Raw genomic sequence first — 15,779 nt, 5'->3', positions numbered from 1 at the left:
ATATCATCAATATATCTTTAAAATTAATAAATATAATTGATATTATTCATTAGCCTTATTCAAATGAAATCGAGTAAATTTGCCTAAAATTTTAATCAAATGTTTTTATATAACAGACATAGACGACTACGCAAAAATGAATCAATTCGTAGTATGATTCGCGAAAATCATTTGTCACCAAACGATTTTATTTTACCAATTTTTGTGGCTGAAGGAGAAAGCGTGAAGGAAGAAATTGCTGCAATGCCAGGTATTTACCGTCAATCCATAGATAATACAGTAAAAGAAGTAAAAGAAATCTGGGATTTAGGTATAAAATCAGTTAACATATATTGTAAAGTTAGTGATAACTTAAAAGATAACACAGGTAAAGAGGCATGGAATCCGAATGGATTGATGCAAAATACAATCAAAGCAATTAAAGATGCTGTTCCAGAAATGATTGTGATGCCTGACGTTGCATTAGATCCGTTTTCTATCTATGGTCATGATGGTATTATCAAGAATGGAGAAGTTGTAAATGACGAAACAGTAGAAGCTTTAGTTAAAATGACGTTATCTCACGCAGAAGCTGGTGCCGATTTTGTTGCACCTTCTGATATGATGGATGGTCGAATAGGAGCGATGCGTGCTGCGTTAGAGGAAAATGGTTTTCATAATGTAGGAATCATGACGTATGCAGCAAAATATGCTTCATCTTTTTATGGACCTTTCCGCACAGCTTTAGATTCTGCGCCAGTAGACACACAAGATATTCCGAAAGATAAAAAAACCTATCAAATGGATTACCATAATTCGCAAGAAGCGTTGCGCGAAGCAATTGCTGATGTAGAAGAAGGTGCTGATATTTTGATGGTAAAGCCAGGTATGGCTTATTTGGATATTGTGAAATTAGTGAAAGATAATTTACAAGTTCCGGTTTCAGTTTATCAAGTTTCGGGAGAATATGCAATGATAAAAGCTGCTGTAGAAAAAGGATGGTTAGATAATGATAAAGTTATTTTAGAATCTTTAACTTGTTTTAAAAGAGCGGGAGCAGACCTTATTTCAACTTATTTTGCAAAAGAAGCTGCAAGATTATTAAACGATCAATAAGCAGACTATTTATAAATTAAAAAAGCCACTCATTTTGAGTGGCTTATCTGTTTTACTTTATTTGATAATCAACAACTTTAGGAATAAATTGTTGCTTTTCTAATGTTGACAACAAATGTTGTTGCTCTGTTAAAGCTTGTTCTTTGTTGTAATAATTCTTCTCGTATCCAGTCTGAATATCTTTCTTAGAAGAAACTTTTCCTTGTTTCACTAAATAATCTTGAAACTTTACATATCGTTCAGCCAATTTGCTGTAGATATCTTTGTTATCAATGTTTATTTCATAAACATCTGTTACATAAACTTCATTATTTTGTCCATAAGCTATGGAAAAAAAATAATGTGTTTTTTCGTTCTTTGTTTGACTGAAAACCACCCCAGTAACAAAGAATAAAAATAGTACTAAACCTTTTTTCATCCAACCAATAATTAATGCTGCAATTATACTATAATTTGCTTAAATATAAGGTCTGTTGTGTAATTTTATTTTAATCGATATAAATTTTTTATATTTGTGACCTAAAATTGACTCAAAATGTTTCAAAATCTTCAGGATAAATTAGATAAAGCATTACATACCTTAAAAGGAAAAGGACAAATTACAGAAATTAACGTTGCAGAAACAGTAAAAGAGGTTCGTAGAGCCTTAGTTGATGCCGATGTTAGTTATAAAGTTGCAAAAGATTTTACAAATACTGTAAAAGATAAAGCAATGGGTGAAAATGTAATTACATCATTGAATCCAGGACAATTAATGGTAAAAATTGTTCATGACGAATTAGCAAAATTAATGGGAGGTGAGGTTACCGAATTAAAAATCGATGCCAATCCAACAATTATTTTAATTGCTGGTTTACAAGGATCTGGTAAGACAACTTTTTCTGGAAAATTAGCTAACTATCTTAAAACTAAAAAGAACAAAAAAGTATTATTAGTTGCTGGTGACGTTTATCGTCCGGCTGCCATCAATCAGTTACAAGTTTTAGGAGAGCAAATTGGTGTTGATGTTTATGCTGATTTAGAAAATAAAAATCCTGTAGAAATTGCGCAAGCTGCAATTGCACAAGCAAAACAAAACGGAAATAATGTTATTATTGTCGATACAGCTGGTCGTTTAGCAATTGACACACAAATGATGGACGAGATTCGTCGTGTACATCAAACTGTAAATCCTACCGAAACGTTATTTGTTGTAGATTCTATGACAGGTCAAGATGCGGTGAATACAGCAAAAGCTTTTAACGATGTATTAGATTATAATGGTGTTGTTTTAACAAAATTAGATGGTGATACTCGTGGTGGTGCAGCTTTAACTATCAAAACGGTTGTAGATAAACCAATTAAATTTATTTCGACTGGAGAAAAAATGGAAGCGTTAGACGTTTTCTATCCAGAACGTATGGCCGATCGTATTTTGGGAATGGGTGACGTTGTGTCTTTAGTAGAGCGCGCTCAAGAACAATTTGACGAAGAAGAAGCGAAACGTTTACAGAAAAAAATTGCCAAAAATAGTTTCGATTTTGATGATTTCTTGAAACAAATTCAACAAATCAAGAAAATGGGTAACATGAAAGATTTAGTTGGAATGATACCTGGTGCTGGAAAAGCAATGAAAGATGTTGAAATTGACGATAACGCTTTCAAAGGTGTTGAAGCAATTATACATTCGATGACGAAAAAAGAACGTCAAAATCCAAATATTATCGATAATTCTCGTAAGAAAAGAATTGCAGCTGGTTCTGGAACAACATTACAAGAAGTGAATCAGTTATTGAAACAATTCTCTGAAATGGGTAAAATGATGAAATTTATGAATTCTGCTAACGGTAAAAAGATGATGGAAACAATGTCTAAAAATATGCCAGCAGGTGGATTCCCAGGAATGCCAAAAATGTAATTATTACAATAATTTATAGTATATTAAAACCTCCAACGTATTGGAGGTTTTTTTAGTCTTAAATTTTTACATTATGTTAAGTAGAAAAAGTAAATACATATTATATATAGCTATTTTAGGTCTTTTCACTAATTGTAATAAAGAAAAGGAAGAGATAAATGTGTATTACAATACTACAAAAGGTGATGGCTTATCTTGGAGCTTAAATGATGGAACATATACTTATTCAATTGGTTTTACTAGTAACAGCAAGATAAAAGAGAATAAAATTAGTGAATATAATATCGTTGTAGATTCTTTAGCCGCAGGAGATTTGGTAAATAAAGAGAAAAAAACGTATTACATCAAAAATAATTTAAAATCTTATGATTTGATTAAGAATAAAAATCAGATGAAATTAAACGATTTAGTTATAAGTGCTGTTTATCATTATTATTGCGTGAGTGAAGATTGTTTTAAAGCACCTTATGAATTAGAGATAGATAATCATAATAATGTTAAAATTAATATAGAAGTAACCCAATTTCAGAGATATACTGAAACTGAGTATGGTGGATCTTATAAATTTAAATTAGAACCAAAGGACATTGATTTGTATAATACAATACAAAATAAGTTATCAAAAAATATTTTTGTAACAGATACAACAAAAAATGGAATCAATGGACATATTATTGTTTTGAATAAAAAATTTATAAATAATAATTATGATATAATTTATGATGATATGCAATATTCGTCCTTATTGATGTTTGCAGATTATATTGTACTAAAGTATATCCCAAGTAAAAAACCTTCAAAGGCCATTCATAATATTGTTTCGTTTAGAAAACCATTATTTCCCGAATCAATAGTAGAATAATGGTTTTTATAAACTTATTTAACATAATATATATTATAATAGTATTATTTCTATTGAAATAATACTATTAATAATCTTTATTATGTTAAATTGAATATTTTGAAACCTCTATTTAATTGAAATAACATAAATATAACCTACAATAAAGAAAATATAAGTAACTTAGATAGTAATTTAAAATCAAGTTGATATGAATAAAATAATTTACTATATAATTATTTCTTTTCTAATTATTAGTTGTAATGATGACGATTCTACAAATAAATCTCCGATCGTTGGTAATTGGAAATTGTCGCAAGCTAAAATTTATGTTACAACCAAAACTGGTGAAATAAAATTGGAAACAGTTGATTATAGTTCCAAAAATATCAAATACGAGTTTAAACAAAATAATAATTTAATTGTTACAGGTGTCGATTCAGAAAGTCTAAGCTATTCTAACGGAAACTATAAATATGAATTTAAAACAGATTATGTCGAAATTGAGCAGTTAAAATGGAATTCTACTTATTCTCAGTCTACTCTAATTTTAGACCAAACCTATGTTGATGGTCCTCAACTTATTTTGACTAAACAGAATTAATTTCTTTTTTGTAGGACATTTTAATAGTTTAGTTTTTATAAAGTATATTTAAATTTAATTCTAAAATTATGAAAAATAGTCTATTCAAAGAATTTCACCTTATTATATGGGCAATTTTATTGACTGTAATAATATTTAGTTTTTTCTTTCAATTAGGGTTTGATTTTGCTGCTTTGTAAATAGAACACTAAAAATTATCCTTTCTACTTAACATAATATTATTCATTATAGATGAAGCGTATTCTAATTAAAACTTAACCTTTTATTAAAATATGATTTTTATTCTATTGCTATTTAGATTAATTTAAAATAAATTTGTAGTCCAATTTCTTATTCATGAAAAAAGGATTACTTGCGCTCTCTTTATTAGGTACTTTCAGTTTTGTTAACGCTCAACGAATTATTACAGGAAATGTTTTAGATGAAAATGGACATAAATTATCTAATGTTCAAATTCAAGATACACAAACCAAACGTTGGACAGAAACAAATGCAGATGGCTTTTTTACGATAGAATTATCTAATGAGTCAAATAATTTATCCTTTTCTCAGAAAGGAAAAGCTACACAAGATATAACAATCGAACTTGATGAATCTAATATCTCAGTTGTATTGTATAACCAGACTTTGAGATTAGAGCAAGTAAATATCTTTCCGAAAAAGAAAAAAGAATATTCTGAAATTACACTTGGTAAAGATGCAATAGAAAATGTACAAGCATTTTCCTTAAACGAAGTTTTACAGCAATTGCCTGGGCAAGTTACTTTGGATTTTAATAACAACGAGTTTAAAAATATCGTTTTCAGAACGGCTATTTCATCAACTAATCTAGGATTATCAGGAAGTTTATCAAGTAATACAAAGAATGATCGCAAAGATTATTTCCAGAACAAAGCTTTCGGAACTTCTATTGTTGTCAATGATATACCTATCTCTAACAACGAGAATATGCAAGCCTTTACCTCTTTAGATGGTGGCGGCTTCAATGACTTTAACAATCCGAGTTATGGTGTCGATTTACGTCAGATTACAACTGCAAATATCGATGAAGTCAATATTATACAAGGTATTGCACCTGCAAAATACGGTGATTTAACTTCGGGATTAATTTTAATTAAATCTAAAGTTGGCGCAACTCCCCTACGAGCTTCTGTTTCGATGTTAGACGCGACAACAGAATATAATCTATCAAAAGGTTTTAAACTTAATGATCAAAATTTTCTGAGTTTATCGGGAAATTATCTGGATTCAAACGCTGATGTTCGCGATAATCTGAAATCCTATAATCGTATTACGACAAATGCAGCGTGGAAATCATCTAACAAAATTAATACGCTTGTCAATACGTTAGAAGGAAGTTTTGCAATCAATACCGATAAAATAAAATATGATCCAGATGATATTTCGGATCCAAAAATAAAAAACGATAAGTTCTCTGTTCGATTATCAAATAATCTGAAATGGAACTTAAAAAAAGAGTGGATTGATGCTTTAAATGTTGATGCAAATATCAACTACGAAAAACAAAATTCGAAAGAAGAACGTTGGGTAAATCTTGCTTCGGCAGCGGTTACAACTTCTACTGTTAACGGAATTTCGGAAGCTTTATTTTTACCAAATCAATATACATTAGTCAAAAATGTAGAAGGTATTCCGATGTCTACTTTCTTGAATGTTGAGGGTGTTAAAAATTACGAATCTAAAAATAAATGGAACCATACTTTTTCTGTTGGTTTATCTTCTCGTTCAAGCTCAAACAAAGGTCGTGGAACTTATACAGACGAAGATTCTACACCTAATTTCTATACGTTAAGCGGTGCTAAAGGTGGTTTAGGTTACCGTGATTATAATTTTAAGAATACTAAAACACAATGGCAAGTGTCTGCTTATGCAGAAGATCGTATTGTAAAATATGGCGAAAATGATAATGTTTTCAAATTAGATTTAGGTTTTAGATACGACAATCAATATGGTTACAATTCATTTCAGCCTCGTGCAAATACATCTTATGCGTTCAATAAAGTGTTTAGAATTCGTGGTGGTTACGGAATTTCGTCTAAAGCACCTTCATTAAATCAACTATTTACAGGAGAACGAATTTACGATCGTTTGTTAGGTGACGGAATTTATTATGTCAACAATAAACAATATGGTTGGATTGAAACCTTTCTTTTGGAAGGAAATAATTTGAATTTAAAGCCAAGTAAATCTTACAATTCAGAAATTGGTTTTGATGTTAATTTACCTTTCGGTTCGCTAAACGTAACTGGATATTATAATCAATTAAAAGATGGAATATCTTCATTTTCTCATATCACAACTTTAGCAGGTTCTAAGATTTCTGTTGATACATCTACTTCCACTCCAACCTACTCTGTAATAGGAAAAGAAGCGTATCAAGTTAAATATTCAACATTAGAAAATAATTTAGAATCTACGGATAAAGGAATCGAAATGTTTATGAATTTTAACCGAATCAAACCTCTAAATTTAGATATTTCGGTGAACGGTTCGTACACAAAAACTACAAATTATACGTCAGTTTATGAATATTCGGCTTCTACAAATGTTTTAGCAAAAGAGAAATATGCTGTCTATTATAATCCAAAATCGAATGATGAAGCTTTAATGTTTGGAACAAATTTTAATTATCATTTGAAAAAAGTTGGATTGATTTTATCTCTTCGTACAGAACATATTTTTATTCAAAACCACGATAAATACAACAATAGAAATCCAATCGGATATTTGGATGAAAATTCTGTTTATCATGCAATTCCTGTCGAAAATCAAGGAAATACAGAATTGTACGGACATTTGATTAAAGCGCCACAAAAAACATTAGCAGAATTACAAAATTCATTGCATAATTTCCATTTACGTATTTCGAAAGATTTCTTGAATGGATTTAAAGTATCCGTTTACACAACAAATGTTTTAGGCTTAAAACCTACTTATATCAACGATTCTGGTGAAAGAATTGTTTCAAAAATCGCAAAATTTTCATTGGGAGGTAAAATTGAATATACTTTCTAATTCTAAACAATTTTAAAAAAGATTATTATGTTAAAAAAATATATACTTCTCACTCCTATTTTAGCAAGTTTATTATTCAATTCTTGTTCTGATGATGATTTTGGAAATTCAGCGGTTCAACCCGTTACATTTACAACAAAAGTTACTTTTGATAGTGATTTTGATGCTTCAAAATTACCTGTAAATGCGAAAACAATTCTTAAAAATACGCAAACAGGAATGACGTATGAAGAGGTTACGAACAGTAATGGTGAAGCGATTTTTCCTCAATTATTACCAGGAACATATTCAGCGAATGTTAGTTTTTCATTGACTCCAGCTGAGTTTGAAACTTTATTTGGATATGATGCAGGAACGGAAGATAATATTGAGTTTAATGGATCTGCGCAAAATGTGAGTGTAAATTCTTCAAATATTTCAATTGCTATCGAGCTAAACTCTGCTAAAACTATTGGAGGATTAATCTTGAAACAAATCTATTACGGAGGTTCTGATATCAAAGAAGGTGCTTTGTTTAGAGATCAATTTATCGAGATTTACAACAATTCGAATGAAGTAATTTATGCAGATGGTTTAATTTTTGGGCAATTATTTGGTGCAAATACAGTCGAATCTCAATCATATTCTCAAGCAAATGGGCAATTAGATTGGTCCAAAGGTGAAGGAAACACAAAAGGTGCTGAAGCGAATACAGGTTATGTGTATGTTGCGAATGCGGTTCGTATTCCTGGAAATGGAACAACTTATCCAGTTCAACCAGGGCAAAGTATAACAATTGCGCAAACGGCGATAAATCATAAAGGAAATTATACAGATGCAAATGGTAAAGTCATCGAAATTCTGAAACCAGAGTTAACGGTCGACTTATCAAATGTCGATTTTGAGGTAAATATGACGAGTTATTTAGGTTCTCAATATTCGTATGATATTCAAAATCCTGCTGTTCCCGATTTAGATATTGTATGGTGGGCAAATGGAAATAAAGATTTATTGTTAGACAATTTAGGTCGTCAAGCTTATATTCTTTTTAGAGCTGATGAAAATGATATAAATGGTTTTGGTAAGGTGAAAAATCCATCAAATAAAACAACATATCAATATTTACAATTGCCGAATGATTTTATTTTAGATGCTGTAGAAACAACGCAAGATATGGGAACTAAATTGGTTCCGAAAAAATTACAGAACAAACAAGATGCTGGTTACGCCTATTTAACAGCTGGTTCTTATACATCAACATCTATTATTCGTATAACTCAAAAAACAATTAATGGTCGTATAATTTTGAAGGACACAAACAATTCGACAAACGATTTTGTAAACATCAAAGCTGAACCAAAGATTTTTGCGCAATAGAAATTAAAAAACATGAAATCAATTGATTTAACAACATACGATAACAAATTATTGAAAATTATTTCTTTTGCGTGTTTACTTTTCGGAAGTACATCATTTGCACAAGAAAATGATTCGATAAAAGTAACTTCTAACGAAGCAGAACAAGTTATAAAAGATTTGAATTGGCAATTACCTGTTGCAACACATTCTTTACCGATTAAAGATTATACACATACTGGGATTTATTTCAGTCATAAAAACAATCAATTTGCGCGTAAACAAACAGCCGAAGAAACAAATCGTTATGGTTTTTTGAGCGAAGGTTTGTACACAACTGAAAATGGTTTTAGAATTTTCGGAATGATAGATTTGCAGAAATTCAATGAAAAAAATCTATCATGGAATCTTTCTGACGAACGTACTGATGAGCAACAAGTGCTTTCTCCGCAATATTTCTACGTTCCGCGCGCAGCAAATTGGGATAATCAACAATATTTGATTCGTGGTGGAGTTTCAAAAAACTTTGGAAATTTAACTTTAGCTGCTAAAGCTGAATTGAATGTCAATAAAATGGCACGTAAATTAGATCCTCGTCCAGAGATTAAAAACAATCAATTGGTTGGAGAAATTCAAGTTGGCTATCAAATTTTTGATGGACATCAGATTTTTGTTTTGGGTGCATATGGTCGAAAAGATAAAGATTATAGTCTAAAGTATAAAGGTAGAAATCAAGATGTAGAAGAAAATTCGAGTACCTATTTGCGTTACATGGCAGGTTATGGTCGCGAAATTAATAACCCATTGAGAAATAAAATAGATAACGAAAAAACAATTTACGAATATTTTACACGAAATATCATTTCTAAAATCGGTGGTGGATATCAATTTAGTTCAGATAACACAAGGTTGATTTTAGGTTACAATTACCAAGAAAATCAACAACGAATGTATGATAGCAAAACGAAAGAAGATAAGTTCTTTATCTACGTTTGGGATATCAATGAGCATTTTGCTTATGCAAATTACATGACAAAATTTGATAACAATACAATCAATGCACGTTTAGATTTTTCGAGAAAAGATGGTGAAAATTACGATGTTTCTATCGGTGGAATGAATTATCAAAATCGTTTACAAAATCTAAATTTTGATGTTAATTTAGCTAATCGTGATCTTACAAAAATGAATTATTTTCTTGGATTCAAAACATCCTATAATCAGAACAAGTATTACGATGCTTTAGCAATTTATACCATGAAAATTAAATCGTTGGATGTTGGTATTTATGGAAATAAAGATTTGATATTGAACAATAATTCGAAAGTAAATGTTGGTTTAGCTTTTAATTATTATGCTTTATTAGATTCTTATTTTGATTATAGAAAAATGACTGGAATCAACGAAGACACTTTCTACAATAATGTTGCGGCTTATGATTATGCGTATAATACAACTAATCATTTAGATGCAAGCACAACAATTCGTTACATTTTACCATTTAAAAAGAACAAAACAATCGAAATTTATACACAGCTAAAAGGTATATTTGCAACCAATAAAAGCAATTTTGCGATAATCAATACAGATAATACGTATTTAGCTAATTTCGGAATTCAATTAAATTACTAAGAAGGTTATGAAAAAAACGCTTCCTTTATTAGCCATAGGCGCTACTACTCTATTTTATGCATTCAAGTCTAATACAATTATCGACAAAGGATATACAATTACTGATTTACGTGCATTGTATAGCAGTGGAGATCAGTCAAAATGGCCAACTCCAACCGTTGATGCAAGTGTTTTGAATGATGGTTTTGAAGATATAGGTTCGTTAGGAGAAGTTCCTTTTCCTAAAGATAATCCATATACAAAAGAGAAAGCAGAATTAGGAAAAGCACTATTTTTTGATCCTCGTTTATCAAATTCTAATCAAATTTCTTGTGCAAATTGTCACGATCCTGAGTTAAATTGGGGAGATGGTCGTCGTGTTCCCTATGGCGAAGATCGTCAATTAGGTTCTCGTAATTCGCCAAGTTTGCTTAATGTTGCTTACTCAAAAGTGATGTTTTGGGATGGACGTGCAAAAACATTAGAAGAACAAGCAGAGTTCCCGTTTCGTGATAAAAAAGAAATGAATCATCACATCGATTTTGCAACAAAAAGAATCGCAGGAATTGTTGGTTATAAAGAGCTTTTTAAAGAAGCTTTTGGTGATGATAAAGTAACAAATGATCGTATAACTAAAGCAATCGCAACTTTTGAACGTACTATTTTAGGTCCAAAAAATCGTTTTGATAAATTTATTGCAGGAAAATCAGATGAATTAACTGATCAAGAAATTGAAGGTTTACATCTTTTCCGTACCAAAGCGCGTTGCATCAATTGTCACAATACAGCTTACTTTTCGGACAATAAATTTCATAATATTGGTTTGACTTATTATGGGCGAGAATACGAAGATTTAGGTTTATACAATACAACTAAATTAGCTAAAAATGTGGGTGAATTTAAAACGCCTTCATTACGAGAAGTTCCTCAAAATGCACCTTATATGCACAACGGACTTTTTCCTACAATTCGTGGCGTAATCAATATGTACAATGCTGGAATGTTTCATTTTCAACCAAATGAAAAACAGAAAAATGATTCATTGTTTCCGAAAACATCAGATTTAGTTCAGAAATTGAATTTAACTTCTTCAGAAATGGATGCTCTTGAATCTTTTTTAATGAGTTTAAAACAAAATCAATACAAAATGCGTCCGCCGCAGTTACCAAAATAAATATTAAATTTATATACTAAAACGATTCATATTTTTGAATCGTTTTTTGTTTATTATCAACAAGATAATTAGTTTTAAGTAACTTTGTATTAAAGTAAAATCATATAACTTAAATCCAAAATTATGTAAGGCAAAACAGTTCAGATTTCCTCAACTTTGCTTTATAAAATTACAAATATGAATACACAAGCACTTAACATCCCTATAATAAATCTAAATTCACAAAAAGACGTAGATAGTATCAAAAGTTTATTTTCTAATATTGAAAATATTGATGATTTTACGATTGATTTAAATACTAAAACTATTTCAGTTTTTGCAAAAAAATTATGGAAGGTTTCACCTAAAATTTTTGAAGCATTAAAACAAAATAACTATAAAATTGATTCTGTAGAAAAATCATATCCTGTTCTTAATATGACGTGTGCCTCGTGTGCAAGTAGTTCTCAAGCCAATCTTAATCGACAAATTGGTGTTGTAAATGCTGAAGTGAATTACGGAAATGGAATGGGAAAAATTGAATATATTCCTCAATTAACTTCTCCAGAAAATCTTAAAAAAGCGTTGGTTGATGTTGGTTATGATTTGGTTATTGATGAAACAAAAAATCAAGCCGAAGAATTAGAGCATTTACAAGAAGAAAAATATAAATCTTTAAAAAATAAAGTCATTTACTCTTTGATTTTAGGTGTGCCATTATTTATCATCGGAATGTTTTTCATGGAAATGCCTTATGCAAACTATATTATGTGGGCGTTGTCTACTCCTATTCTGTTTATTTTTGGTCAACAATTTTTTGTTGGCGCTTGGAAACAATTGAAAAATAAATCGGCTAATATGGATACTTTAGTAGCGCTAAGTACTGGAGTTGCTTATATTTTCAGTGTTTTTAATACATTATTTCCCGAATATTGGCACAGTAAAGGTTTACACGCTCACCCTTATTTTGAAGCCGCAGGTTTGATCATTGTTTTTATCTTAATTGGTAAATTAATGGAAGAACGCGCTAAAGGAAATACTTCGGAAGCAATTAAAAAATTAATTGGTTTACAACCAAATTCAGTCATCGTTTTGAAAGATGGAAATCAAATTGAGACAAAAATTGAAGACGTTCAGTTAAATGATTTAATCTTGGCTAAACCAGGAGATAAAATCGCCGTAGACGGAATTATCGTGAATGGTAATTCATTTATTGACGAAAGTACACTTACAGGAGAACCTATTCCTGTAGAAAAAGGAATTGATGCTAAAGTATTTTCTGGTACATTAAATCAGAATTCTCCAATCCAATATAAAGCGATCAAAGTCGGAAACGAAACATTGTTAGCTCAAATTATACAATCTGTAAAAAATGCACAAGGAAGTAAAGCTCCAGTTCAGAAATTAGTAGATAAAATTGCTGGTATTTTTGTTCCAATAGTTATCATTATCGCGCTTATTACTTTTATCACTTGGTTAATTCTTGGGCAAGAAAACGCTTTTACAATGGCACTTTTATCTTTAATCACAGTTTTGGTTATTGCTTGTCCTTGTGCTTTAGGTTTAGCAACACCAACCGCAATTATGGTCGGAATGGGTAAAGGAGCTGAACAAGGAATCTTAATCAAGAATGCTGAAAGTTTAGAATTAGCCAAAAAAATTGATACAATTATTTTAGATAAAACAGGTACAATTACAGAAGGAAAACCAAAAGTACAAGAATTAATTTGGTTTGATGATTCTGCTAAAAATGTACTTTATACAATCGAGAATAATTCGCAACATCCTTTAGCAAAAGCAATTACTGAACATATTGGTAAACAAGATATTTTATCTGATCTAAAAGTGGAAGATGTTTCAGGAAAAGGATTGAAAGCTACTATTTTAGATAAAACATATTACGTTGGTAAAACAAATTGGATCAACGAATTAAATATTCAAACGGATGATGATGTAAAACAAACGATTCAAGATTTTTCTAACAAAAATTATACAATTTCATTCTTTGGAGATGAAGAAAAAGTTTTAGGTTTAATCGGAATTTCGGATGGTATTAAAGCAACTTCTGTAGAAGCCATTAAAGCATTTCACGAAAAAGGAATTGAGGTTTGGATGGTTACTGGAGATAACGAATTTTCTGCAAACGCAATTGCAAAACAAGTCGGAATTGATCAAGTTGTAGCAAATGCTTTACCAAATGATAAAATGAATATTATTAAAGATTTACAACAAAAAGGTAAAACCGTTGCAATGGTTGGTGATGGTATAAATGATAGTGCAGCTTTGGCACAAGCTGATGTTTCTATCGCGATGGGAGATGGTTCTGATATCGCAATAGATGTTGCAGAGATAACTTTGATTGGAGGAGATTTAACAAAAATTGATCATGCAATAAATCTTTCTACACAAACGGTAAAAACGATTCATCAAAATTTATTCTGGGCATTTATTTACAACATTATTGGTATTCCGATTGCAGCCGGAGTGCTTTATCCAATCAACGGATTTTTGTTAGATCCTATGGTTGCAGGTGCTGCAATGGCGCTAAGCAGCGTAAGTGTGGTGACAAATAGTTTGTTATTAAAGTATAAAAAAATATAATTTACATTCTTTTAAATATTATTCGACGATATCATCGATATTTTGAGTAATTTAGTTTAAGATACTTCTATTTATGAAAGCTGTAATTAAAGGAATTATTTTAAACACTGAAGAAACTGATTCTGAAATCTGGTTAAAAAATCTTACCAATTTGTTTAAAACAATTGGTAAAGAGAATAAAGATTGGACATTTAGTCATCAAAATCAGTTTCTTTTAATTATTGATGCAATTCAAGCATTTGAATTTGGTCTTTTAATTAAATCAACTCTTCTATCTACAAAAGGGTTAAATGTAAAGATAGCGATAGGAATTGGTGAGCTTGATGTTACAAATGATCAAATTCTGGATTATACAGGTGAAGCTCTGAAAAATTGTACATCGCAATTTAACGAATTAAAGAAAAGTAGTTTTGCAATTAGAACAAGTAACGAAAAGATAAATCAACAAGTAAAAACGGTTGTAGATTTAGTTATGTTTATCACAAATCATTGGACAGATAAAATGGCAGAATATTATAAAATTGCTTTTAGTAATCAACAACTTAATCAAAAAGAACTTGCTAAATTACTGCATCTAAAAAGTCAAAGCACCATAAGTAGTATTCTGAAACGTGCTGCATACGAAGAAATATTACAAGCAATTGTATTTATTCGTATTAGAATAGAAAAACTACACAATGAAGAAAATTGATTACAATAATCGATTATCCCATTCGTAGTTTTCTAATTCCTTGATTTTTATTTTTTTCTTAAAATCCGGATGTCTTGTATTAAGCAGATAATTATACTCTTTCGGAATAATTGCAGAAGGTACTTTCATCACTAAATATTCAAAATTTTGATACCAATCCGAGCCAATTTCCTGTAATTTAGTATAGGCTTCTACAGATTGCCAATTTTTAGGCAAAAGACTTTCATTAATTTCTAATATATCCGATTCTTTACAATTTAATTCAATAACCAATAATTTGTATGAATTATCAATACTGATAGAACTTCTATGAACCACCAATTCTAAAGTTGATAAGGCTCTTGAACCTCCAGTATAGATAACAAATTCATCATTCTTATTCCATCTATTCGCTACACCAGAAGCACGTAAAGAATCTGTATATTTAGCCTTTCTAATATTATAAACAAACATATCTATACGTTTTCTCCGTACTCTATCGCTGTTAAACGATTGTCAATAAATTTTAGACCAGATACAGTGTCCAAAAAATCTGCTGGAGCTTTATTGTCCAATAAAAGATTTGTCGTAGTTAACCATTTCTCGAAATCATCTTTCGTATTAAAAACCTCTAAACCATGCTTGTATAAAGAAATCAATAAAACAATGTGCTCTTTTGTATTATCTTTTAAAGAGACATCTTTGGTTTTGTAATTTCTATAGGTACGTGTAGTGATATTAAGCCAACTTGAGATTATTTCATCTTTTAATGTTGATAATTCATCAAGATATTGAATGTATTTTTGATCAATATTATATCGATTAACATAAAAATACACATTCGTAAAATCTCTTACTTCTGGTATTTCATCTATAATTTGTTTATAGCTTTTTAGTTTTACTGTTGCCATAATTTTAAACTTTTACTAAAGTTAC

General features: G+C 30.1%; 13 protein-coding genes. 10 read left to right on the top strand and 3 right to left on the bottom strand.

Annotated features, from left to right (window positions below; genetic code table 11):
* The first annotated feature begins 99 nt into the window (after positions 1-99).
* Positions 100-1,095: a porphobilinogen synthase gene (gene hemB, locus QHG34_RS01000; protein ID WP_282628219.1), complete on the top strand. Its 996-nt coding sequence runs from the start codon at positions 100-102 to the stop codon at positions 1,093-1,095.
* A gap of 52 nt (positions 1,096-1,147) precedes the next feature.
* On the opposite strand, the gene QHG34_RS00995 is transcribed toward hemB, so the two are convergent.
* Entirely contained in the window at positions 1,148-1,513 is a 366-nt protein-coding gene (locus tag QHG34_RS00995) for a hypothetical protein (RefSeq protein ID WP_282628218.1), read from the bottom strand.
* 117 nt (positions 1,514-1,630) lie between these two features.
* Here QHG34_RS00995 and ffh point away from each other — a divergent pair, with 117 nt between their 5' ends.
* The 9 genes from ffh (at position 1,631) to QHG34_RS00950 (ending at position 14,864) form a co-directional block, all read left to right on the top strand.
* Positions 1,631-2,992, top strand: coding sequence for a signal recognition particle protein (ffh, locus tag QHG34_RS00990; RefSeq protein WP_282628217.1), 1,362 nt, complete (start codon positions 1,631-1,633; stop codon positions 2,990-2,992).
* A 73-nt stretch (positions 2,993-3,065) separates the two neighbouring features.
* Positions 3,066-3,854: a hypothetical protein gene (locus QHG34_RS00985; protein ID WP_282628216.1), complete on the top strand. Its 789-nt coding sequence runs from the start codon at positions 3,066-3,068 to the stop codon at positions 3,852-3,854.
* 190 nt (positions 3,855-4,044) lie between these two features.
* Positions 4,045-4,437 carry a hypothetical protein gene (locus tag QHG34_RS00980; RefSeq protein ID WP_282628215.1) on the top strand — a complete coding sequence of 131 codons (393 nt, stop codon included), beginning with the start codon at positions 4,045-4,047 and terminating at the stop codon, positions 4,435-4,437.
* 336 nt (positions 4,438-4,773) lie between these two features.
* Positions 4,774-7,473: a TonB-dependent receptor gene (locus QHG34_RS00975; protein ID WP_282628214.1), complete on the top strand. Its 2,700-nt coding sequence runs from the start codon at positions 4,774-4,776 to the stop codon at positions 7,471-7,473.
* A 27-nt stretch (positions 7,474-7,500) separates the two neighbouring features.
* On the top strand, positions 7,501-8,829 hold the full coding sequence (locus QHG34_RS00970) for a DUF4876 domain-containing protein (protein WP_282628213.1): 1,329 nt from the start codon (positions 7,501-7,503) through the stop codon (positions 8,827-8,829).
* A gap of 12 nt (positions 8,830-8,841) precedes the next feature.
* Complete coding sequence (locus QHG34_RS00965; protein ID WP_282628212.1) at positions 8,842-10,440, top strand: DUF6850 family outer membrane beta-barrel protein; 1,599 nt, start codon at positions 8,842-8,844, stop codon at positions 10,438-10,440.
* Between the two features lie 7 nt (positions 10,441-10,447).
* Positions 10,448-11,593 carry a cytochrome-c peroxidase gene (locus QHG34_RS00960; protein WP_282628211.1) on the top strand — a complete coding sequence of 382 codons (1,146 nt, stop codon included), beginning with the start codon at positions 10,448-10,450 and terminating at the stop codon, positions 11,591-11,593.
* A 177-nt stretch (positions 11,594-11,770) separates the two neighbouring features.
* Positions 11,771-14,173 (top strand): heavy metal translocating P-type ATPase, encoded by a 2,403-nt coding sequence (locus tag QHG34_RS00955; protein WP_282628210.1) that lies wholly within the window; start codon positions 11,771-11,773, stop codon positions 14,171-14,173.
* Between the two features lie 73 nt (positions 14,174-14,246).
* A complete protein-coding gene (locus tag QHG34_RS00950; RefSeq protein WP_282628209.1) occupies positions 14,247-14,864 on the top strand; it encodes a hypothetical protein in 618 nt (205 codons plus the stop codon).
* Here the strand turns inward: QHG34_RS00950 and QHG34_RS00945 are convergent, their stop codons facing one another.
* Both QHG34_RS00945 and QHG34_RS00940 read right to left on the bottom strand, forming a co-directional pair.
* Positions 14,865-15,317, bottom strand: coding sequence for an RES family NAD+ phosphorylase (locus QHG34_RS00945; protein WP_282628208.1), 453 nt, complete (start codon positions 15,315-15,317; stop codon positions 14,865-14,867).
* A gap of 2 nt (positions 15,318-15,319) precedes the next feature.
* Positions 15,320-15,754, bottom strand: coding sequence for an MbcA/ParS/Xre antitoxin family protein (locus QHG34_RS00940; RefSeq protein ID WP_282628207.1), 435 nt, complete (start codon positions 15,752-15,754; stop codon positions 15,320-15,322).
* Positions 15,755-15,779 lie beyond the last annotated feature (25 nt).

Source organism: Empedobacter sedimenti, assembly GCF_030005555.1.
Classification (GTDB): domain Bacteria; phylum Bacteroidota; class Bacteroidia; order Flavobacteriales; family Weeksellaceae; genus Empedobacter; species Empedobacter sedimenti.
This window is presented reverse-complemented; position numbering and strand designations above follow the sequence as displayed.

Bases quoted from the DNA above. Each gene is read 5' to 3' on its own strand.
- hemB (WP_282628219.1), top strand. From the start codon at position 100: ATGTTTTTATATAACAGACATAGACGACTACGCAAAAATGAATCAATT.
- QHG34_RS00995 (WP_282628218.1), bottom strand. From the start codon at position 1,513: ATGAAAAAAGGTTTAGTACTATTTTTATTCTTTGTTACTGGGGTGGTT.
- ffh (WP_282628217.1), top strand. From the start codon at position 1,631: ATGTTTCAAAATCTTCAGGATAAATTAGATAAAGCATTACATACCTTA.
- QHG34_RS00985 (WP_282628216.1), top strand. From the start codon at position 3,066: ATGTTAAGTAGAAAAAGTAAATACATATTATATATAGCTATTTTAGGT.
- QHG34_RS00980 (WP_282628215.1), top strand. From the start codon at position 4,045: ATGAATAAAATAATTTACTATATAATTATTTCTTTTCTAATTATTAGT.
- QHG34_RS00975 (WP_282628214.1), top strand. From the start codon at position 4,774: ATGAAAAAAGGATTACTTGCGCTCTCTTTATTAGGTACTTTCAGTTTT.
- QHG34_RS00970 (WP_282628213.1), top strand. From the start codon at position 7,501: ATGTTAAAAAAATATATACTTCTCACTCCTATTTTAGCAAGTTTATTA.
- QHG34_RS00965 (WP_282628212.1), top strand. From the start codon at position 8,842: ATGAAATCAATTGATTTAACAACATACGATAACAAATTATTGAAAATT.
- QHG34_RS00960 (WP_282628211.1), top strand. From the start codon at position 10,448: ATGAAAAAAACGCTTCCTTTATTAGCCATAGGCGCTACTACTCTATTT.
- QHG34_RS00955 (WP_282628210.1), top strand. From the start codon at position 11,771: ATGAATACACAAGCACTTAACATCCCTATAATAAATCTAAATTCACAA.
- QHG34_RS00950 (WP_282628209.1), top strand. From the start codon at position 14,247: ATGAAAGCTGTAATTAAAGGAATTATTTTAAACACTGAAGAAACTGAT.
- QHG34_RS00945 (WP_282628208.1), bottom strand. From the start codon at position 15,317: ATGTTTGTTTATAATATTAGAAAGGCTAAATATACAGATTCTTTACGT.
- QHG34_RS00940 (WP_282628207.1), bottom strand. From the start codon at position 15,754: ATGGCAACAGTAAAACTAAAAAGCTATAAACAAATTATAGATGAAATA.